This window comes from Azoarcus sp. DD4 (assembly GCF_006496635.1).
Classification (GTDB): domain Bacteria; phylum Pseudomonadota; class Gammaproteobacteria; order Burkholderiales; family Rhodocyclaceae; genus Azoarcus.
Map to the genome: position 1 here is coordinate 3,612,844 of NZ_CP022958.1, position 19,021 is coordinate 3,631,864.

Genomic DNA, 19,021 nt, shown 5'->3' on the forward strand with positions numbered 1-19,021 from the left:
CGGTACTCATCTCTCTTGGTCGTGGGTATCAGAGGGGCTGGAGGTCGATGGGCTTGCTGGGGGCGCCCAGCTCTTCGAAGATGCGGAAGGCTTCCGCGTCGTCCTCGATGACCTCATGGAAGAACTCGAAACGGTGCCCGTCCGGGTCGGTGAAATAGAGGCCGATGCCGACCGCGTGGTCGGTGGTCTTGACGATGGGCACGCCCTTCTTCAGCAGCATTCCGTACAGCCGGCGCAGCTCGTCCATGCCGCCTTCGATCTCGAGGCCGTAGTGCTGCATGTTGATTTCGCCGCGGCCGGGCTCGCCGCCGGCCGGCGCGTCGGCCTGGATCAGTGCGATGTCGTGATGCTTCTTGCCGAAGGAGAGAAAGACCCACTGCTCGCCGCGGCCGGTCACCTTCATGCCCAGCACGTCTTCGTACCAGCCGGCACTTTCGAACGGGTTCTTCACGAACAGCGCGAGGTGGGTGCGGCGCACGCGCGGCTTGATGTCGCTCGTTTCCATGATGGAGTCCCTGCTCAGTTGATGGATTGCGGGTGGGCCGTCACCGGCGCGACGAAGGGCGTCCACGCCACCGAGGTGATCTCGCTGAAATCGCGCCACTCCTTGAACCAGCTGCGGCCGCCGTCCATCGAGCGCAGCAGGTGGCCGTACTTGGTGCCGGCGAACAGCAACGACGGATCGGACGGGTGCGCGCCGAAGGCCCACACCGTGGAGTTGGGCGCGGTATGCAGCAATGCGCGCTCCCAGCTGGCGCCGCGGTCGTCCGAGCGGTAGATGGCGGTGCGCGTGCCGGGGGTGCCGTCGCCGATGGCGAGCAGCAGCCGGGTGCCGGCGGCGTCCGCCACCTGGACGGTGCGGGTGTAGTACATGGCGTCGAAGCGTTCCTTCGAGGCCTTGCCCGACCAGGTCGCGCAGTCGTCGCTGCTCTCGTACACCGAGTTCACCGTCAGCACCACGCGCTTGACCGGCGCGCCGTCGTGGGGCGGCAGCACGGCGATGGCATGGATGTCGGAATTGCTGATGCCGCTCTCCGGTGTATCCATGCGCTCCCAGCTGTCGCCGCCGTCCAGGCTGCGCCAGGCACCGCCCTCTTCCACACCGAACCAGACTTCGCGGCCATCGACCGGGCTGACGCAGACGCTGAGGATGCGGGGGCGGTTCACGCCCTTGCAGAATTCCGGCAGCTCCACGTTCAGCGTCTGCCACGACAGGCCGCCGTCGGTGGAGCGGAACATCCTCGCCCGCGACGGTGCGCCGGTGCCGGCATACACGTTCTTCGGATTGGCGGGATCGAAGGCGATGGCCCACACGGTGAGGCCGTTCATCGGCGAGTCGACGCGGCTGAAGTGGGCGCCGCCGTCGGTGCTGAGGCACATGCCGGCATCGGCGCCGGCGAGGATGCGGGCCGGATCGGAAGGATCGACCGCGATGGCGCGCACCACGCCGTCGAATTCGATCGCCTCCTTCAGCCCCAGGCGGTGCCAGGTCGCGCCGTCGTCCACGCTGCGCAGGATGCCCTGGCCGGCGGTGCCGACCAGTATGGTTCCTTTCATGTCAGTACTCCCGGTTCAGATGAAGATGCCGCGGGTGATGCCGCCATCGACCGCGATCGATTCGCCGGTGATCGCCCCTGCCCGCTCGGAGGCCAGGAACACCACGGTGTCGGCGATTTCCTCGGGCTGCAGCACGCGGCGGATGGGCGTGACCTTGGCGTAGTTGGCCTCCACCTGCTCGGGCGTCAGGCCCTGCAGCTGGGCTTCCTTGGCGTACAGCTCGTGGATGTGGGGCGTCTCGACCACGCCGGGATGGATCACGTTCACCGTGATGCCGTGCGGGCCGAGCTGGTCGGACAAGGTCTTGGTGAAGTGGCAGATGGCAACGTTGCGCATGCCGGAGAGCTGCTTGCTGCCGCGCCCGGTGAGGCCGCCGATGTTGACGATGCGGCCATAGCCGTTCTTCCTCATGTAGGCGGAGGCCGCCTTGGCGCAGCGCATGTAGCCCACCACCTTGATGTTGATGTCTTCGAGCAGGCCTTCGGGATTGGCGTGTTCGATCTCGGTACGGACCAGGCCGCCCGGATGCGCGGCGCCGTTCACCAGGATGTCGATGCGGCCGAAGTGATTCGCCACCTTGTCCATCATCGCCTCCACCTGTTCGGTGCTGCTGACGTCGGCCGGCGCGGCCAGGATCTCGACACCGGTCTTCGCGCTGATTTCGCGCGCCGCATCCTCCAGCGCGGCCTTGTTGCGGGCGACGATGGCGACGCGCACGCCCTCGGCAGCCAGCGCCTCGGTGACCGCACGGCCTATGCCCAGACTGCCGCCGGTGACCACGGCGACCTTGCCCTTCAGTTTCAGATCCACGTTTGCTCCTTCAATAGAGATGAGTGCCCCGCGTAGCCGCGGTCGGCATGGGGTCGAAGGCGCGCTTACAGCGCCATCTCGATCAACATCGGGCCCTTGCGGGCGAAGGCGCTGTCGAGCTGGGCGGCAAGCTGCTCGGCGGTGGCGGCACGCACCGCGCGCACGCCGTAGCTCTGCGCCAGACCCACCCAGTCGATGCGCGGCTGATCCAGGCTGGTCATGGCCGCGGCGCGTTCGCTCAGCGCCGCACCGCCGCGCCGCAACTCGTTGCGCAGAATCGCGTACTGGTGGTTGGCGGCGATCAGCACCACCACGTCCAGGCCTTCATGCGCCAGCGACCACAGGGTCTGGATGGTGTATTGGGTGCTGCCGTCCGACAGCAGGGCGACGACCTTGCGGTCGGGGCAGGCAATCGCGGCACCCATGGCCACCGGCAGGCCCTGGCCGATGGCGCCGCCGGTATTGGTCAGCGTGGTATGCGGCTGGGCCGCGGCCGACGCGGCGTAGAAGGGATAGCCGCAGGTGCCGCCTTCGACCGACACGATGGCGCCGGCCGGCAGGCTGCGGGCCAGCACGCTGGCGACCTTGGCCGGCGTCAGCTCGCCTTCGGCCAGCGTCGGCAGTTCGGCGGCCGGTGCGTGGTACTGCGGCGCCTGCAGCGCATCGGCCAGCGCTTCCAGCCTGTCGGCGGCCGCCTCGCCGGGGAGCGACAAGGTCAGCAGGCGCTCGGCCCGCACCAGCAGGCTGGGATGGCCGGCATAGCCGAAGTAGGTCACCGGCGGCAACGCACCGGCCAGCACCACCAGTTCGGCCGGGTCGAGCACCTCGCGCGCCGGCTCCGGGAAGTAGGGCAAGCGGTCGAAGGCCGGCAACCCCTTCCCGCGTTCGGAACGTGCCGGGAAGGTTTCGGCATAGGCGCTCGCGGCACTGCCGAGCACGGCGCAGATACGCGCCACCGCACGCTGGGCGCGTTCGCCCAGGCCGCTGAGCTCGCCACCGCCGCCAAGCAGGAAGACGGTGCGCCGGCTGCGCAACAGGCGCTGCACGCACTGCTGCAGATCGAAGGACGAAGCCGTCGCATCCGGGGCTGCCGCCACCGGCCTTGCAGCGGCCGCCTCGCAGTCGGCCGCCTGGAAATCCGCCGGAAAGATCAGGGTCGCGCCCTGACCGCCCTTGCGACCGGCCTGCACCACCGCCTCGGCGGTGGCCGCCGCCACCGTCTCCACGCTGGCGATGCGATGCACCCAGCCCGACACCGGCCGCGCCAGCGATTCGATATCGGACGCGAGCGGCGCGTCGTAGGGCAGATGCCAGCTCGTATGGTCGCCAATGATGTTGACGATGGGCGTGCGGGCACGCCGCGCGTTGTGCAGGTTGGCGATGCCGTTGGCAAAGCCGGGGCCGAGGTGCAGCAGCGTCGCCGCCGGCCGGCCCGTCATCCGGCCGTAGCCGTCGGCCGCACCGGTGCACACGTTCTCCTGCAGACCGACGACGCAGCGCAGATCCCCGGCGGCATCGAAAGCCCTCACTACGTCCAGCTCGGTGGTACCGGGGTTCGCAAAGCAAACCGACACACCGTTTGCTCGCAGGGTTGCGAGCATGACTTCAGCACCCGTCATGGCGTTCTCTCTGTTGTGATGTTTTTTGCAAGATTATCGTTTAGCTGAATTTTTGCAAGTTTTTTTGATTTTTATCAAATTCTTTATTGCGTATTTTTCTCCATTAGAAATTTTCGCAACTTTTAATGCACCGCAACAGGGCATCCGATCCCACAAACGGTGCAGGCTCGCACGGCGCTGCAGAGCCCCCGCCACGCCGACATCCGGGCAGCTCGGAGCATCCCTTCGGCATGGGAACGGCGGCAGGCAGGCACAGGATTGGGGCGGGGATGGAGCGAAAGCGGCGTGCGCCGGGATGCACCGGCAGTGCCGGCAGGACAGAGGCGGACCGGCATCGAAAACTGCGGCGGGAGCACCTGGGCGAGCACAGCGAAGTGCCCGCGGCGCACGGACGGCTGCTGCGCCGCATGCTGCGCAGCAGCAGCGGAGGCGAGCTGCGGCGAGAAAGGCGTCAGGAATGCGCGTTGCCCCACCTGCCCCCGGCCTCGGCAGCGGTGGCCGCGGAAGCAGGATGGCATGTCAGAATATGCCGGCCCTGCCCGCCGGCCGCCCGCGCCGACCGGTTCAGCCACAAAAACCAATCAGAACCTGCCACATGAATAGCCTGCGACGCATGCTCGACATCCTCGATCTGTTCACACCCGAACAGCCCGCCATCGATGTCGAATACATCTGCGAAAAGCTCAACTACGCACCCGCCAGTGCCTACCGCTACGTCCGCGAACTGAGCGACGTGGGCCTGCTGGTCCGCATCCCCCGCGGCTATACGCTGGGCCCGCGCATCATCGAGCTGGACCGCCAGATGACCGAGCACAACCCCGTCCTGGTGGAAAGCCGCGAGCTGATCGCCGACCTCGCCGAAAAGACCGGCTTGAACGTGCTGCTCAGCGAGCTCTACGGCTCGACCGTCATCAGCGTGCACCAGACGCCGGGCCGGGAGTCCACGCCGTTGAACTTCGGCCGCGGGCGACCGATGGCGCTGTTCCGCAGTGCAACCTCGCGGGTGATCCTGGCCTACCTGCTGCCGCGCCAGCTCAAGCGCCTGTACGAAGAGCATGCCGACGAGTCCGACCTGAAGCGGCTGGGGCCGGACTGGAAAACCTTCTCCAAATCGATGTTGCAGGTGCGCAAGCAGGGTTACTGCATCAGCAAGGGCGAGCTGGACCCCGACAAAACCGGTCTGGCGGCGCCGATCTTCGACGAGAAGAAGCGCGTGCTCGGCAGCATCACGCTGGTGGGGAGCACCGAGCGCTTCGAGGCTTTCAACGAGAGCTACCTCGCCAATCTCATCACCGGCGCTGCGGCGGAGATCACCGAACGCATCTCGCAGCCGAAGTGAGCGCGCCATTCAGGCGTGCCGGCTTGCATCAATTTTTCTAAGCCTGGCCGCTCGAAAACCTCGCTTTACCTCGCCCCACCCCGGCTCTAGCATTAGGCTGCATGCGGCCCTGCCGGCCGCTCCCAGACCCAGCCACTGCCAGGAGCCCTCATGTCCGTACATCAAGCCGCCATCGAATGGCAGCGTGCACCCAACGCCGCCGACGCGCAGACCTATTCCCGCAATCACCACGCCCTGCTCAACGGCGGCCAGACGGTGAAGGTGTCCGCCGGTGTCGATTTCAAGGGCGATGCCGACTGCGCCGACCCGGAACAGTTGCTGCTGAGCGCGCTTGGCAGCTGCCACATGTTCACCTTCCTGGCCATTGCCGAGATCCAGGGCTACACGGTGGAACACTACCGCGACACCCCGGTCGGCCATCTGGAGAAGAACGCCCAGGGCCGCATGGCGATCACCCGCATCGAGCTGTCGCCGGCGGTGCGCTTTTCCGGCGACAAGCAGCCGGACGAGGCGGCGCTCGCCAAGCTGCACGCCAGTGCGCATCGCAACTGCTTCATCGCCAATACCATCAGCGCCGCGGTGACGGTGCAGCCCTCGGCCTGAGCCTGCCATGCCCCCGGCGGACGACACCCGCGGCGCGCGCTGCGCCGACGACGCGGCGGAAGGCGGCCGGATCGACGAACGGCAATCCGCCGCCGTCGCCCGCCGCATGCCGCCGCTGATCGCGCTGTCCTACTTCGAGGCGGCCGCCCGCAGCGGCAGCTTCGCCACCGCGGCGCGGCTGCTGCATGTGTCGCCGGCGGCGGTCAGCCACCAGGTGAAGGCGCTGGAGGAACACCTCGGCGTGACGCTCTTCGTGCGCCATCACCGCAAGGTGGTGCTGACCCGCGCCGCCGAGGCCGCGCTGCCGCGCCTGCAGGAAGGCTTTGCCGCGCTCGCCGAGGCGGTGGACCAGTTGCGCGCCCAGGGCGAAGATCAGTGGGTGGTCACCGTCTGCGCCGAACCGCTGTTCGCCACCAAGTGGCTGGTGCCGCGCCTGCACCGCTTCTATGCCCGCTGCCCGCAGGCCGAGCTGCGGCTGCAAGCCAGCCTCAGTTCGGTCGATAGCGCGCACGGCGGCCCGGTTTCCGCAGCGAGCTTCCGGCGCGCCGGCATCGACCTCTCGGTCCGGCTCGGCTACGGCAATCATGCCGACCTCCACACCATCGCCCTGTTCGAACTCGCCCTGCAGCCGCTATGTGCGCCGGCACTCGCGCAAGCGCTACACGCGCCACGGGACATCCTGCGACTGCCGCTGCTGAGCGACGCCACCCACCAGCGCACGGCGGAGCGCTTCGGCTGGATGGAATGGCTGCGCCTGGCCGGCGTCCGGACGACCTCCCCACCGCGCGAGCTATGCTTCGGCAACGGCCTGCTGGCCCTGGAAGCCGCGCTGGCCGGCCAGGGCGTGCTGCTCGCCAGCCCGGTGCTGGTACGGGCCGAACTGGACGCCGGCAAGCTGATCGCGGTGTTCGACCGGATGCTGCGGGCCCCGCTCGCCTACCACCTGGTCTGCCCGCCGGCTGCGCTCGAGCGCCCCATCGTCGCGGCCTTTTGCGACTGGCTGCAGGAAGAAATCGGTCGCGAGCAGATCGCCCCGGCCAAGGCCGCGACCGCCGATGCAAGCACACGCCCTCCGGCGGAGACCGCCCGATGAGCAGGGCCCGCGTGCTGCTGCTCACCGCCCTGGCGATGGTCGCCTTCGCCGCCAATTCCCTGCTGTGCCGCCTCGCGCTGCGCGAAACCGCCATCGACGCGGCGAGCTTCACCGGCATCCGCCTCGCCTCGGGCGCACTGGTGCTGTGGGCCATCGTCCGGCTGCGCGGCGGCGGCATCGCCGGCAACGGCAGCTGGCTGTCCGCCTTCGCACTCTTCGCCTACGCCGCCGCCTTCTCCTATGCCTACCTCACGCTGCCGGCGGCGGTGGGCGCGCTGCTGCTGTTCGGCGCGGTGCAGGCGACGATGATCGGCTACGGCCTCGCCCACGGCGAACGCTTCCACGGCCGGCAGACGGTGGGGCTGCTGCTCGCACTGGGCGGTTTCGTCGGCCTGATGCTGCCCGGCCTGTCGGCGCCGCCGCTGGCAGGCTCGCTGCTGATGATCGCCGCCGGCGTCGCCTGGGGCGTGTACTCGCTGCGCGGTCGCGGCGGCGGCAATCCGACCGCGAGCACCGCCGGCAACTTCGTGCGTGCGCTGCCCTTTGCCGCCGCACTCAGCCTGGTGATGGCCGCGCGCACCAGCGTGGACGCGGCCGGCGCCGGCTACGCGGTGGCTTCGGGCGCGCTCGCCTCCGGCCTGGGCTATGCGATCTGGTACACCGCCCTGCCCGGCCTGCGCGCCACCAACGCCGCCACCGTGCAGCTGAGCGTGCCGGTGATCGCCGCACTGGGCGCGGCGCTCTTCCTTGGCGAAGCCATCACCCTGCGCCTGCTGCTGGCATCGGTCGCGGTGCTGGGCGGTATCGCGCTCGTCATTGCCGGACGCGGCCGCTGACGCGGCAGCGCAGCACCGCCGGATGCATGCTCCACGCGCATGCATCCGACGCGCAAATCTCGTTTGTGGGCAAAGCGCACGCTTCGTAAAGTAGGCAGCAGCAAAAGGAGGGGACGACATGCAGATGCGCACGACGCACGCCACACGCAAGCACGCAGCTACGGCTACGGCCACCCGGCGGCAACGCCGCACGGAGGCCGCATGAACGCCGCGCTCAAGCTGCCGGCGCCGGTGCGCTTTGCCGCAGCCGACGGCTATGTGCTCACGGGCACGGTCTGGCGCCATCCGCAGGCCGCCACGCCGCCGCGCCCGGTGGTGATCATCAACCCGGCGACCTCGGTGCGCGCCGGCTACTACGCGCGCTTCGCCGCCTGGCTCAACGGCCACGGCTTCGACGTGCTGAGCTACGACTACCGCGGCATCGGCGCGTCGCGCCCGCCTTCGCTGAAGGGCTTCGAGGCGGGCTGGATAGACTGGGGCCGGCTGGATTTCGAGGCTGCGCTGCAATACGTCGCCGCCGAATTCCCCGGCCAGCCGGTGCAGGTGGTGGCGCACAGCGTGGGCGGCTTCCTGATCGGGCTGGCGGCATCCAGCCACCGCATCAGCCGCGTGTTCACCATGGGCGCGCAGTACGCCTACTGGAAGGACTACGCGCGCGACCGCCGGCTGGGCCTGTTGCTGAAGTGGCATGTGGCGATGCCGGCGCTGACCCGCCTGTTCGGCTACTTTCCCGGCGGCCGGCTGGGCTGGCTGGAAGACACCCCGCGCGGCGTGGTGCGCGACTGGATCGCGCCGCATCCTCGCTTCGAAGACAACTGGAAGCGCGGCCCGCTGCGCCTGTCGGACGCCGAACGCACCGAGTTGGTGGCGCGCTTCGCCGCGCTGCGCGGCGCCACGCTGGCGGTGAGTCTGGCCGACGACGAGTTCGGCACGGTCCCCGCCATCCAGCGCCTGTTGCGTTACTACCGCAACAGCGCCACCACCCACCTGCACATCCGGCCGGCGGACGTGGGCCAGGCGGCGGTCGGCCACTTTGCCTTCTTCCACAGCCGCTTCGAGCACAGCCTGTGGAAGATCCCGCTGGAGTGGCTGCGCCACGGGCGCCTGCCGCCGGACGCGCCCGGCGAGGTGCTGCCGCCCGGTCGCAGCCGCTGAGAGGATGGGGTAGAGTCCGGCCCACGCCCCACTACCGGACGCATGCGCCATGCCGACCCAGATTTCCGACATCACTCATGCCATCCAGCTGGCGGTCGCCCCGGTCTTCCTGCTGACCGCCATCGCCACGCTGATCAACGTGCTGAGCGGCCGGCTGTCGCGCATCGTGGACCGCCGCCGGGTGCTCAACGGCCGGCTCGCCGCCGGCTCCCCGACCGAGCCGGTTGCCGACGACCTTGAAGAACTGGCCCTGATCGACAGCCGCGGCCGGCTGATCTACCACGCGATGTTCTTCGCCGTGCTGGCCGCGCTGCTGGTGTGCATCGTGGTGGCGGTCGCCTTCCTCGGCGCGATGGTGGCCTTTTCGGTGGCAAAGAGCGTGGCCGCGCTGTTCATCTTCGCCATGCTGTCGATGATCGTGTCGCTGGCGCTCTTCCTGCGCGAGGTCTTCCTGGTGGTGAAAGCGCGAAGCCAGCGCTGGCGGTAAGGGCCGCTCAGTACAGACCCCGCACCCGCCCGAACAGCCTCACCAGCCCCAGCAGCGCCGAGGCGTTCGGCACCGCCACGCCGGCCTTGCCGGCGATCTCCACCACCACGCCGAGCAGCGCGTCGATTTCCAGCGCGCGGCCGGCTTCGACGTCCTGCAGCATGGAGGTGCGCATCGCGCCGAGTTCGCGGGTGACCGCGTTGCGCGCCTGCGGGGTCTGAGCCACCGGGCAGCCGATGCGCTCGCCGACCGCGGCGGCCTCTTCCATCACCGCCACGCAGAAGGCGTTGACCAGCGGGTCGTCGAGGATGCGGTCGGAGGTGGCGCCGGTGATCGCCGACACCGGGTTCATGGTCATGTTGCCCCACAGCTTGTACCAGATGTCGCGCTGGATGCCGTCCGACAGCCTGACGTCCAGCCCGGCGCCGGCGAGCAGTTCCGCCGCCGCGCGGGTGGCCGCGCTGGGCGGGCCGCCGAGCGCGTCGCCAAGGATGAGGCCGTTGCCGAAGCCGAGCCGGCACACGCCCGGCGCCGGCGTGTTGCAGGCGATGTGCACCACGCAGCCGATGACCTGGGCGGTGGGAATGCGGCTGCGCAGGTCGCCGGCCGGATCGACGCTGTGCAGCGTGGCGCCGGCGAGCGGCCCGGGCAGGCCGTCGAAGAACCACCACGGTACCCCGTTCATCGCCACCAGCACCCGCGTGTGCGGGCCGATCAGCGGGCCGATGGCCGCCGCCACCGCGGCCAGCGCCGGCTGCTTGACCGCGACGATGACGAGATCCTGCTCGCCGAGCACGGCCGGGTCGGCCACCGCGCTGATCGGAAAATGGCGGCGGCCTTCCGCCGTCTCCAGGCCGAGGCCGTCGCGCTGCAGCGCTTCCAGCGTGGCACCGCGCGCCACCGCGTTGAGGGCGTGGCCGGCCGCGGCCAGGCGGGCACCGATCAGGCCGCCCACCGCGCCGACGCCGTAAAGGCAGATCTTCACTCGCAATTCCTCCACTCGGTTTGCCGCCGGCTTCACGCCAGCGGCATGCTCAGTGACGGTAACCCGGATCGACCTTGTCGACCAGCCGGGTGAAGGCGGCGAACACGTCCTCGCCGGCGCCGTACTTCGGGTCGAGGCTGAGCGAATCCGTCACGCACCTTTCCAGCACCGCGGCCGGCAGCTCGATCACCGGGCCCATCGATTGCGAGGCGAGCTGTATCTCGCAGGCACGATTGACCAGCCACATCAGCGAAAAGGCCTGCGCCAGCGTGGCGCCGATCACCACCGGGCCGTGGTTGCGCAACAGCAGCACCGGTTTGTCGCCGGCGCTGGCGAGGATGCGCTCACCCTCATCGGCATGCACGGTGATGCCCTCGAAGTCGTGGTAGGCGATCTTGCCGTAGAGCTGGGCCGCATAGAAATTGCTGAACGACAGGCCGTCCTTGAGGCAGCACACCGCCTGGGTCGCGGTGGTGTGTACGTGCATCACGCAGTGGCCCTGCGGCACATGACCGTGGATGGCACCGTGGAAGGTGACGCCGGCCGGGTTGATCGGCCAGTCGGAGTGATCGACGATGCGGCCGTCCAGATTCACCTTCACCAGATTGGACGCGCACACCTCGGAGTAATGCAGGCCGAAGGGGTTCATCAGGTAGTGGCCGGGATCGCCCGGCACCCGCAGCGAGATGTGGTTGTAGATCGCTTCGTCCCACTTCAGGTAGGCGAAGATGCGATACATCGCGGCGAGCTGCACGCGCGCCTGCCATTCGGCCTCGGTATAGCGGGCGGGGTGTTCGTAGTAGCGGTTGGTATGGCTCATGTCGGTCTCCTCCAGATGGTCAGGGCTGGGCCTGACGGGTGATTTCGCGGGCTGCGGCAACCAGCGCCGCACCGTCGAAACCCTTGCCGCGGGCATCCGCGATCCGCTCCTGCTCTACCGCCGCGCTGCGCTGCCGCATCGTCTCGTAGTCCGGACCGGACACCAGCGTAACGACGTGGCCCGCTGCCTTCACCTTGTCCCTTGCGGCGGCGATGGCGCCGTCCCAGGCGCGGCCGAAGCGTTCGACCAGGGCGGCGCCGCTGTTGCGGTCGAGGATCTCGCGCAGGTCGGCGGGCAGCGCGGCGTACTTCTCCTTGTTCATTAGCACGGCGAGCACGGTCGCGCCCAGTGCGGCCTGGTCGGCCGGCGTTTCCATGTGGAAGCGGGTCACCTCGTCGAGCTTGGTCGGCACGATCACCTCCCACACCGCCGAGGCGCCGTCGACCACGCCCTTGGCAATCGCCTCGGTCATCTGCGCCGGCGGCATCGCCACCGGCATCGCGCCGAAGGCAGTCAGGGTCTTGGCGATCATGCGGTTGGGCGCGCGCAGCTTGAGGCCCTGCAGGTCGTCGATCGATTTCACCGCCTTCCTGGCGGTATGGATGTTCATGCCGCCGTCGCCATGCAGGGCGAGCACCTTGTAGCCGGCGTACTCCTGCTGCAGGTGGCGTTCGTAGAAGGTCCACGCGACGCGGCCCTGGGCCAGCCCACCGAGCGGCATCACCCCGCCCAGCTCCAGCGCCTCGGTGCGCGGAAAGCGGCCGGTGGAATAACCGGGCGCGGTCCACACGATGTCGGCCACGCCGTTCTTCGCCTGGTCGGAGAGCTGGGCCGGCGTGCCGCCCAACTGCATTGCGGGGAAGAACTGGCACTTGATGCGGCCGGCCGACTGACGGCCGAGGTCCTCGCACCAGGGCTCCAGCACCGCGCGCTGGGCGAGCGCGACGCCGGGCAGGAAGTGGGCGATCTTCAGCGTCACTTCCTGCGCGGCGGCGGGCGCGGCGGACAGGACCAGGACGATGGCGGTCAGCGCGGACACCGGCAGCGTCCGGGAGCGGCGAAACCTCATGTTGTCTCCTCGTTGTCGTTGCGGGCCGCGAACGGATGCGCGGCTGGCAGAAGATGCTAGGCAGGCGCCCCGCTCCCGCCTATCCGCATCCGGCGCCGGCTGTACACGGCTGGCGGAAATCGCGCCGAAACCGGATCACCAACCGGAACCTGTGGCGGATCGGACAACCCAAGACGACATCACCCCCTTCCACGCAGGAGCCCCGCCATGACCGACAGACGCACCTTGCTCGCCGCCGGCGCCGGCCTCTTGCTCGGCGGCCTTCCCGCCCGGGCGCTGGCCCGCAGCGCAGCGCTGAACTGCGGCCCCACCGGCAGCGCCACCGCCGGCCCCTTCTATGTGGCCAACTCGCCCTCGACGATGGAGATCAACCTGCTGCGCGCGGCAGGCACGCCGCTACGGGTATCCGGCCGCGTGCTCGGCGGGCGCAACGGCGACAGCGCGCTCGCCGGCGCCCGCATCGAGCTCTGGCACGCCGACGCCGAGGGCCGCTACCACCCGGAGGACAATGGCGACATCTCCGCCTACCGGCCGGACGAGATCAACCTGCGCGGCCAGGTGGTGGCCGATGCGGAGGGCCGCTTCGCCTTCACCAGCATCGTGCCCGGCCACTACGGCAACCGTCGCCGCCACCTGCACTGGCGGCTGGTCGCCGACGGCCACCGCGCGCTGGTGACGCAGACCTACTGGCTGGACGAGCGCGGCGGAAGCATGGAACGCAGCGATCCGGTGGACCGCAACCCGGAGGACTGCCGCTGGCTGGATTTCCGCCGCGCTGACGGCGGGGTGACGGGCGAGGTGGTGTTCGTGCTGCGGCCGTTGGCCTAGCCGCGGCGCAAGGTCTGCGACGGTGTTTCGCCGAAGCGGCGGCGGTAGTCGCCGGCGAAGCGGCCGAGGTTGCCGAAGCCCCAGTCGCTGGCGATTGCCGCCACGGTGTCCTGCGGCCCGGCGCGCAGCAGCGCCTCGCGCACCGCGATCAGGCGTTGCTCGCGCAGACAGGCCATCGGCGTGGTCTGGCGGACCTTGCGGAAACCCTCGTTGAGCGCGCGCACGCTGACGCCAGCCGCGGCGGCGATGTCGGTCAGGGTCAGCGGCTCGGCGACATGGGCGCGGATGTAGTCCTCGGCGCGCCGCACATGGCGCGGCGCGATCGCCGGCGCTTCGCCCTGCAGCAATGCGCTGCGGCTGTGCGGCACCTCGGTGAGCAGGAACAGCGCTGCGGTTTCCTCCAGCTGGCGCAGCAGCAGCGGGCTGGCCGGCAGGCCGTGCTCGCCGGTGCAGGCCAGCATCATCCGCAGCAGCGCCAGCCAGCGCGCCTGTACCGGCGAACCCGCCGCCAGCGCAGGCTGGAACACCAGCGGCGCCTTTACCTCGCGGCCGAGCAGCGCCTGGCAGCGCGATTCCAGCAGTGCCTGGTCGATGCGCAGGTTGAGCCGGCAACTGTCGCGCGAGAAGCGCTTCACCACCGGCGTGCCAGCCGAGTCGAGCACCACCATACCCGCGCCGCCACGATGCGTATTGCCGCCGGAGACTATCTCCGACTGTCCACGCAGCTGGGTGGTCACCAGCGTGAAGCGCTGCGGCGCCTGCTGGTCGAGCTCGACCTCGGCGCCGAAACCCAGCCGCGCCATCTCCAGCTGCCCGACCGCGGCGATCCGCAGCCGCATGTCGAAGGCCTCGCGGCGGCCATGCAGGTGCAGGCTATGGCGGCTGTAGACGTCGCGCAGGCAGGCCGAGGCCTCCTCTGGATCGCGGCTGTGGATCGCGCGCTGGCGCACCGGTTCGCCGGCGGCGAAGAGGGCTTTCGCCGCGCGGGCGAGGACGGCGGTGTCGGTGGTGGAACTGGCTGGGGACTGCGGCATGGGGCACTCCTGCAGGGGCGATGGTGCGCCATGTCAGCGCGGTCGTCGGCCTTGGGTGACGAAGGGTAGCAAGAACCTGCGGGCCGGGTGAGGTTGTCGGTGCCCCATGGAAAAGCTGCTTACGAAGCGGTGACGGCTGCGGAGTTCGGGCGGGTGGATTTCCTCCTTCCTTCGATGGGCCCCGACTGTGAGCTTGGAACGCCTGCTTGCCGCGTGAGGTCCGTAACAGCAGGGCCGGCTGAGGTGTCTTTCCCCTCCCCTTGAAGGGTAGGGAGCAAATCAGGCCACTCAAAGAGCCTATAGGTAAGGGGGCGTCCGCGATTCGCCCATTCCCCGAAACACGCTGTTGTCCGCCCCCGCCTTTTTCCCCGCCCCGGCAACCCCTAACATTCCCGCCATTCCGCCACACCGGTAGCCACACCATGACCACCCTGCACTACCTCTTCGATCCGCTCTGCGGCTGGTGCTACGCCGCCGCACCGCTGGTCCGGGCCGCGCGCGAGCTGCCCGGCCTGACCGTCGCCTTCCATGGCGGCGGCATGATGACCGGCCGCTATCGCCGCCCGATCACCCCGGAATGGCGCGACTACGTGCTGCCGCACGACCGCCGCATCGCCCAGCTCACCGGCCAGCCCTTCGGCGACGCCTACTTCGACGGCCTGCTGCGCGATACCGGTGCGATGATGGACTCCGCGCCGCCGACCACCGCCATCCTCGCCGCCGAAGCGGTCGCCGGACGCGGACTCGACATGCTGCACCGGCTGCAGACCGCGCATTACGTCGATGGCCTGCGCATCGCCGACGCCGCGGTGCTGCAGCGCATCGCCGTCGAACTCGGGCTGGACGCCGCGGCCTTCGACAGCGCTTACGCCCGCCTCGAAGGCGCCGCGACCGAGGCGCATATCTCGGATTCGCGCCGCCTGCTCGCCCGCGTCGGCGGTCAGGGTTTTCCCACCTTCGTGCTGGAGCGCGACGGTGCGCTGCAGGTGCTCGACATCGGCCCCTGGCTGGGCAAACCGGAGGCCTGGCGGGCGCATCTCGCCGGGCTGGCGCCGGCCGCAGCCAACGGCGGCGACGCGCCCTTCTGCACGCCGGACGGCTGCACGCCCTGAGGGCGCGGGCCGGCGCCAGACGCTCCGGCTTACAACCCGCCCATCGCCAGATACTTGGTCTCCAGATACTCGTCCAGCCCGTGCCGGCCGCCCTCGCGGCCCAGCCCGGACTGCTTGATGCCGCCGAAGGGCGCGACCTCGGTGGAGATCAGCCCGGTGTTGATGCCGACCATGCCGTACTCCAGCCGCTCCGACACCCGCCACACGCGGCCGAGATCGCGGGCGTAGAAGTAGGCCGCCAGCCCGAACTCGGTGTCGTTGGCCATCGCCACCGCCTCGTCCTCGGTCGAGAAGCGGAACAGCGGTGCCACCGGGCCGAAGATCTCTTCCTTCGCCACCGCCATCGCCGGCGTCACGTCGGCCAGCACCGTCGGCTCGAACCAGGTGCCGCCGAGCGCGTGGCGTTTGCCGCCGGCCAGCACCCGGGCGCCCTTGCCCACCGCGTCGGCCACCAGCGATTCGACCTTGGCGGCGGCGGGCTCGTCGATAAGCGGGCCCTGGGTGACGCCTTCGTCGGTGCCCTTGCCCACCTTCAGCGCCGCCACCGCGGCGGTGAGCTTTTCGGCGAAGGCCTCATAGACACCGTCCTGCACCAGGAAGCGGTTGCTGCACACGCAGGTCTGGCCGGCGTTGCGGTACTTGGAGGCGATGGCGCCCGCCACCGCGGCGTCGAGGTCGGCATCGTCGAACACGATGAAGGGCGCGTTGCCGCCGAGTTCCAGCGACAGCTTCTTGATGGTCGGCGCGCATTGCTGCATCAGCAGCCGGCCGACGCCGGTGGAGCCGGTGAAGGTGAGCTTGCGCACGATGGGGTTGGCGGTGAGTTCGCCGCCGATCGCGCTCGCCTTGCCGGTGACCACGCTGAAGAGGCCCGGCGGCACGCCGGCCTCTTCAGCCAGCGCGGCCAGCGCCAGCGCCGACAGCGGCGTCTGCTCGGCCGGCTTCAGCACCATCGCGCAGCCGGCGGCGAGCGCCGGCCCGGCCTTGCGGGTGATCATCGCCGAGGGGAAGTTCCACGGCGTGATCGCCGCGCACACGCCCACCGGCTCCTTCGTCACCACGAGGCGGCGGTCGGCGAAGGGCGACGGCACCACGTCGCCATAGGCGCGCCGGGCCTCCTCGGCGAACCATTCGAGGTAGGCGGCGGCATAGGCGATCTCGCCGCGCGCCTCGGCCAGCGGCTTGCCCTGCTCGGCGGTCATGATGCGGGCGAGGTCGTCCTGGTTGGCCATCATCAGCTCGAACCAGCGGCGCACGACCCTGGCGCGCTCGGCCGCGGTGCTGCGGCGCCAGGCCTGGAAGGCGCGCTCCGCGGCGTCGATGGCGCGGCGGGTTTCGGCCGCGCCGCAGCGGGGGACGGTGGCGATGACTTCGCCGGTGGCGGGGTCGGTGATGGGGAAGGTTTCGCCGTTGTCGGCGGGGGTCCAGACGCCGGCGATGTAGCAGGTGGTTTTGAGGAGGGACGGGTTGTTGAGATGGAGCATGTCTTTTCCTGAAAGGGGGCGACGGACGCGCAACGTCGCATGGTGACCTCGTGGACTTTGTCCCTCCCCCTTCAAGGGGGAGGTTAGGAGGGGGATGGGGTTTTCCGCGCGCGTTTAACCCCATCCCCACCCCAGCCCTCCCCTTGAAGGGGAGGGAGAAAACAATCAGTACCCCGCCCCCGCCTTGCCAACCTCACCCTTGAACCGCCCCGCCAGCGCCACCGCCGCATTGCGCAGCAGCAGCGCATCCACGCCGACGGCGACAAAGCTCGCCCCGAATTCGCGGTAGGCCTGGGCCATTGCCGGATCGGAGGCGAACACGCCGGCGGCCTTGCCGCTGGCGACGATGCGGGCGATGGCGCCTTCCACCGCAGTCTTGACTTCCGGGTGGCCGGGCTTGCCGAGGTAGCCCATCGAGGCGGCGAGGTCGGAGGGGCCGATGAAGACCGCGTCCACGCCCTCCACCGCCAGGATGTCGTCGAGCGCGGCCAGCCCGGCCAGCGACTCCACCTGCAGGATCAGGCACATCTCGGCGTCGGCGCGCTCGAAGTAGTCGTCCACGCCGTTCCAGCGCGCGGCGCGCGCCAGCGCTGTGCCGACACCGCGGATGCCGGCCGGCGGGTAGCGGGTGGCGCGCACCAGCGCGCGCGCCTCGGCGCCGGATTCCACCATCGGCACCAGCAGGGTCTGCACGCCGATGTCCAGCCACTGCTTGATGCGCGCCGGATCGTGGTCGACCGCGCGCACCACCGGCTTGACCGGATACGCGGCGAGCGCCTGCAGCTGGGCCAGCACCGTGCGCAGGTCGTTGGGGCCGTGTTCGGCGTCTATCATCAGCCAGTCGAAGCCGGCGCCGGCGACCACTTCGGCGCAGTAAGGGTCGCACAGGCCGAGGAAGAGGCCGATCTGCGTCTCGCCGGCGGCGAGCGCGCGCTTGAAGGCGTTGTGCGGGGTTTTCATTGTGGACTCCTTAGTTGAATCGGCAGGCGATGCAGCCGAGCGGACCGTAATCCACATGGAAGGTATCGCCCGCCCTCGCCGCCACCGGCCGGGTGAAGGAGCCGGCGAGGATGACCTGCCCCGGCTCCAGCGCCACGCCGTGCGGCGCGAACTTCTTCGCCAGCCAGGCGATGCCGTTGGCCGGGTGGTTGAGCACGCCGGCGGCGACGCCGGTTTCCTCGATCACCCCATTGCGGTAGAGCAGCGCCGCCACCCAGCGCAGATCCACATCCATCGGCTTCACCGCGCGCCCGCCCATCACCAGCCCGGCGTTGGCGGCGTTGTCGGAGATGGTGTCCATGACGCGGCGCGGCCGCTTGGTTTCCGGATCGACGCGATGGCAGCGCGCGTCGATGATCTCGATCGCCGGGATCACGTAGTCGGTGGCCGACAGCACGTCGAACACGCTGACGTCCGGTCCTTCCAGCCTGTCCTTGAGGATGAAGGCCAGTTCCACCTCCACCATCGGCAGGATGAAGCGCGACAGCGGGATGTCCGCACCTTCGTTGTAGAACATGTCGTCGAGCAGCGTGCCGTAGTCGGGCTCGTCGATCTGCGAGGACATCTGCATCGCCCGCGAGGTCAGGCCGATCTTGTGGCCCTTGATGCTGCGGCCCTCGGCGAGCTTGAGTCGGATGCCTTCGCGCTGCACCGCGTAGGCGTCGGCGATGGTGATTTCCGGGTGGTCGAGCGAGGGCGCGCGCACCTGTTCGCGGGTCTTTTCCGCTTGGTGCAGGCGCAGCGCGATGGCGGCGATGGTGTCGGGGGAAAGCATGGCGAGGTGTCCTGAGCTGGGTTCAGCCCTTGCGGTAACGGGCGTGGATGTTGTTGTGCTTCCAGGTGCCGGCCTCGGAGAACTCGACCAGCTCCAGCGACAGCGCCAGGTAGCGCTTGTCGTAGAGCGCGGCGAAGTGGGCCTTCATCATCTCGAACAGCTCGTCGCCGGTTTTCTGGCGCGCCTCCGGGCTGCGGCCAGCGCCGATCTTGACGGTGGCGTGCACGAAGGCGTCGTCCGCGCTGCCGTCGGCGACGCAGTAGTCGGCGAGTTCGATCGCGCGCGAGCGGATGCCGCCGACCGGAAAGACTTCCTGGGCGATCATCACCTGGTTGGCTTTCCGGACCAGGCCGGGGATGTCGCCTTCGGCGCGCAGGTTGGCGGTGTATTCGAAGATGAGGTGCGCCATCGCGGCG

At 69.5% G+C, this 19,021-nt stretch carries 20 protein-coding genes; 8 read left to right on the top strand and 12 right to left on the bottom strand.

Going from position 1 to position 19,021, the window contains the following annotated elements; translation table 11 throughout:
* Positions 1 to 28: 28 nt before the first annotated feature.
* From CJ010_RS16595 to CJ010_RS16610, 4 genes are all read right to left on the bottom strand, one after another.
* The gene (locus tag CJ010_RS16595) at positions 29 to 505 is read right to left on the bottom strand and encodes a VOC family protein (protein ID WP_205754805.1); all 477 of its coding nucleotides are present in this window, start codon (positions 503 to 505) and stop codon (positions 29 to 31) included.
* Positions 506 to 519: 14 nt separating this feature from the next.
* Positions 520 to 1,557, bottom strand: coding sequence for a glycosyl hydrolase (locus CJ010_RS16600; RefSeq protein WP_141019074.1), 1,038 nt, complete (start codon positions 1,555 to 1,557; stop codon positions 520 to 522).
* Positions 1,558 to 1,572: 15 nt separating this feature from the next.
* Positions 1,573 to 2,367 (bottom strand): SDR family NAD(P)-dependent oxidoreductase, encoded by a 795-nt coding sequence (locus CJ010_RS16605; protein WP_141019075.1) that lies wholly within the window; start codon positions 2,365 to 2,367, stop codon positions 1,573 to 1,575.
* Positions 2,368 to 2,432: 65 nt separating this feature from the next.
* Positions 2,433 to 3,986 carry an acetolactate synthase large subunit gene (locus tag CJ010_RS16610; protein ID WP_141019076.1) on the bottom strand — a complete coding sequence of 518 codons (1,554 nt, stop codon included), beginning with the start codon at positions 3,984 to 3,986 and terminating at the stop codon, positions 2,433 to 2,435.
* Between the two features lie 595 nt (positions 3,987 to 4,581).
* Here CJ010_RS16610 and CJ010_RS16615 point away from each other — a divergent pair.
* From CJ010_RS16615 to CJ010_RS16640, 6 genes are all read left to right on the top strand, one after another.
* Entirely contained in the window at positions 4,582 to 5,325 is a 744-nt protein-coding gene (locus CJ010_RS16615; RefSeq protein ID WP_141019077.1) for an IclR family transcriptional regulator, read from the top strand.
* A gap of 150 nt (positions 5,326 to 5,475) precedes the next feature.
* Complete coding sequence (locus CJ010_RS16620; protein WP_141019078.1) at positions 5,476 to 5,928, top strand: OsmC family protein; 453 nt, start codon at positions 5,476 to 5,478, stop codon at positions 5,926 to 5,928.
* Positions 5,929 to 5,935: 7 nt separating this feature from the next.
* Positions 5,936 to 7,021 (top strand): LysR substrate-binding domain-containing protein, encoded by a 1,086-nt coding sequence (locus CJ010_RS16625; RefSeq protein WP_141019079.1) that lies wholly within the window; start codon positions 5,936 to 5,938, stop codon positions 7,019 to 7,021.
* Positions 7,018 to 7,857, top strand: coding sequence for a DMT family transporter (locus tag CJ010_RS16630; protein WP_141019080.1), 840 nt, complete (start codon positions 7,018 to 7,020; stop codon positions 7,855 to 7,857). The genes CJ010_RS16625 and CJ010_RS16630 overlap by 4 nt, the downstream gene beginning before the upstream one ends.
* A 201-nt stretch (positions 7,858 to 8,058) precedes the next feature.
* Positions 8,059 to 9,012, top strand: coding sequence for an alpha/beta fold hydrolase (locus CJ010_RS16635; protein WP_141019081.1), 954 nt, complete (start codon positions 8,059 to 8,061; stop codon positions 9,010 to 9,012).
* 49 nt (positions 9,013 to 9,061) lie between these two features.
* On the top strand, positions 9,062 to 9,499 hold the full coding sequence (locus tag CJ010_RS16640; RefSeq protein ID WP_141019082.1) for a DUF2721 domain-containing protein: 438 nt from the start codon (positions 9,062 to 9,064) through the stop codon (positions 9,497 to 9,499).
* Between the two features lie 7 nt (positions 9,500 to 9,506).
* On the opposite strand, the gene CJ010_RS16645 is transcribed toward CJ010_RS16640, so the two are convergent.
* Genes CJ010_RS16645 through CJ010_RS16655 form a run of 3 tightly spaced genes read right to left on the bottom strand, consistent with a single transcriptional unit; the run spans position 9,507 to position 12,373 of the window.
* Positions 9,507 to 10,484, bottom strand: a complete 978-nt coding sequence (locus CJ010_RS16645) for a 2-dehydropantoate 2-reductase (RefSeq protein ID WP_141019083.1) — start codon at positions 10,482 to 10,484, stop codon at positions 9,507 to 9,509.
* 49 nt (positions 10,485 to 10,533) lie between these two features.
* Positions 10,534 to 11,304, bottom strand: coding sequence for a class II aldolase/adducin family protein (locus CJ010_RS16650; protein ID WP_141019084.1), 771 nt, complete (start codon positions 11,302 to 11,304; stop codon positions 10,534 to 10,536).
* Positions 11,305 to 11,323: 19 nt separating this feature from the next.
* Complete coding sequence (locus CJ010_RS16655; protein WP_141019085.1) at positions 11,324 to 12,373, bottom strand: TRAP transporter substrate-binding protein; 1,050 nt, start codon at positions 12,371 to 12,373, stop codon at positions 11,324 to 11,326.
* Between the two features lie 207 nt (positions 12,374 to 12,580).
* Between CJ010_RS16655 and CJ010_RS16660 the strand changes: the two genes are divergently transcribed.
* Entirely contained in the window at positions 12,581 to 13,201 is a 621-nt protein-coding gene (locus CJ010_RS16660) for a hypothetical protein (RefSeq protein WP_141019086.1), read from the top strand.
* Here the strand turns inward: CJ010_RS16660 and CJ010_RS16665 are convergent.
* Positions 13,198 to 14,235, bottom strand: coding sequence for an AraC family transcriptional regulator (locus CJ010_RS16665; protein ID WP_141019087.1), 1,038 nt, complete (start codon positions 14,233 to 14,235; stop codon positions 13,198 to 13,200). The two genes, CJ010_RS16660 and CJ010_RS16665, sit on opposite strands and share 4 nt — an antisense overlap.
* Before the next feature lie 422 nt (positions 14,236 to 14,657).
* Between CJ010_RS16665 and CJ010_RS16670 the strand changes: the two genes are divergently transcribed.
* Positions 14,658 to 15,347: a DsbA family protein gene (locus tag CJ010_RS16670; protein WP_141019088.1), complete on the top strand. Its 690-nt coding sequence runs from the start codon at positions 14,658 to 14,660 to the stop codon at positions 15,345 to 15,347.
* 29 nt (positions 15,348 to 15,376) lie between these two features.
* Here CJ010_RS16670 and CJ010_RS16675 read toward each other — a convergent pair whose 3' ends face one another.
* From CJ010_RS16675 to CJ010_RS16690, 4 genes are all read right to left on the bottom strand, one after another.
* On the bottom strand, positions 15,377 to 16,831 hold the full coding sequence (locus CJ010_RS16675; RefSeq protein ID WP_141019089.1) for an NAD-dependent succinate-semialdehyde dehydrogenase: 1,455 nt from the start codon (positions 16,829 to 16,831) through the stop codon (positions 15,377 to 15,379).
* 165 nt (positions 16,832 to 16,996) lie between these two features.
* On the bottom strand, positions 16,997 to 17,791 hold the full coding sequence (gene hpaI / locus CJ010_RS16680; protein WP_141019090.1) for a 4-hydroxy-2-oxoheptanedioate aldolase: 795 nt from the start codon (positions 17,789 to 17,791) through the stop codon (positions 16,997 to 16,999).
* A gap of 10 nt (positions 17,792 to 17,801) precedes the next feature.
* A complete protein-coding gene (gene hpaH / locus CJ010_RS16685) occupies positions 17,802 to 18,605 on the bottom strand; it encodes a 2-oxo-hept-4-ene-1,7-dioate hydratase (protein ID WP_141019091.1) in 804 nt (267 codons plus the stop codon).
* A 22-nt stretch (positions 18,606 to 18,627) separates the two neighbouring features.
* The gene (locus tag CJ010_RS16690) at positions 18,628 to 19,014 is read right to left on the bottom strand and encodes a 5-carboxymethyl-2-hydroxymuconate Delta-isomerase (RefSeq protein WP_141019092.1); all 387 of its coding nucleotides are present in this window, start codon (positions 19,012 to 19,014) and stop codon (positions 18,628 to 18,630) included.
* Between the last annotated feature and the right edge of the window lie 7 nt (positions 19,015 to 19,021).

Coding starts and splice junctions, on each gene's coding strand:
- CJ010_RS16595 (WP_205754805.1), bottom strand. CDS start 505: ATGGAAACGAGCGACATCAAGCCGCGCGTGCGCCGCACCCACCTCGCG.
- CJ010_RS16600 (WP_141019074.1), bottom strand. CDS start 1,557: ATGAAAGGAACCATACTGGTCGGCACCGCCGGCCAGGGCATCCTGCGC.
- CJ010_RS16610 (WP_141019076.1), bottom strand. CDS start 3,986: ATGACGGGTGCTGAAGTCATGCTCGCAACCCTGCGAGCAAACGGTGTG.
- CJ010_RS16615 (WP_141019077.1), top strand. CDS start 4,582: ATGAATAGCCTGCGACGCATGCTCGACATCCTCGATCTGTTCACACCC.
- CJ010_RS16620 (WP_141019078.1), top strand. CDS start 5,476: ATGTCCGTACATCAAGCCGCCATCGAATGGCAGCGTGCACCCAACGCC.
- CJ010_RS16625 (WP_141019079.1), top strand. CDS start 5,936: ATGCCCCCGGCGGACGACACCCGCGGCGCGCGCTGCGCCGACGACGCG.
- CJ010_RS16630 (WP_141019080.1), top strand. CDS start 7,018: ATGAGCAGGGCCCGCGTGCTGCTGCTCACCGCCCTGGCGATGGTCGCC.
- CJ010_RS16635 (WP_141019081.1), top strand. CDS start 8,059: ATGAACGCCGCGCTCAAGCTGCCGGCGCCGGTGCGCTTTGCCGCAGCC.
- CJ010_RS16640 (WP_141019082.1), top strand. CDS start 9,062: ATGCCGACCCAGATTTCCGACATCACTCATGCCATCCAGCTGGCGGTC.
- CJ010_RS16650 (WP_141019084.1), bottom strand. CDS start 11,304: ATGAGCCATACCAACCGCTACTACGAACACCCCGCCCGCTATACCGAG.
- CJ010_RS16655 (WP_141019085.1), bottom strand. CDS start 12,373: ATGAGGTTTCGCCGCTCCCGGACGCTGCCGGTGTCCGCGCTGACCGCC.
- CJ010_RS16660 (WP_141019086.1), top strand. CDS start 12,581: ATGACCGACAGACGCACCTTGCTCGCCGCCGGCGCCGGCCTCTTGCTC.
- CJ010_RS16665 (WP_141019087.1), bottom strand. CDS start 14,235: ATGCCGCAGTCCCCAGCCAGTTCCACCACCGACACCGCCGTCCTCGCC.
- CJ010_RS16670 (WP_141019088.1), top strand. CDS start 14,658: ATGACCACCCTGCACTACCTCTTCGATCCGCTCTGCGGCTGGTGCTAC.
- CJ010_RS16675 (WP_141019089.1), bottom strand. CDS start 16,831: ATGCTCCATCTCAACAACCCGTCCCTCCTCAAAACCACCTGCTACATC.
- hpaI (WP_141019090.1), bottom strand. CDS start 17,791: ATGAAAACCCCGCACAACGCCTTCAAGCGCGCGCTCGCCGCCGGCGAG.
- hpaH (WP_141019091.1), bottom strand. CDS start 18,605: ATGCTTTCCCCCGACACCATCGCCGCCATCGCGCTGCGCCTGCACCAA.
- CJ010_RS16690 (WP_141019092.1), bottom strand. CDS start 19,014: ATGGCGCACCTCATCTTCGAATACACCGCCAACCTGCGCGCCGAAGGC.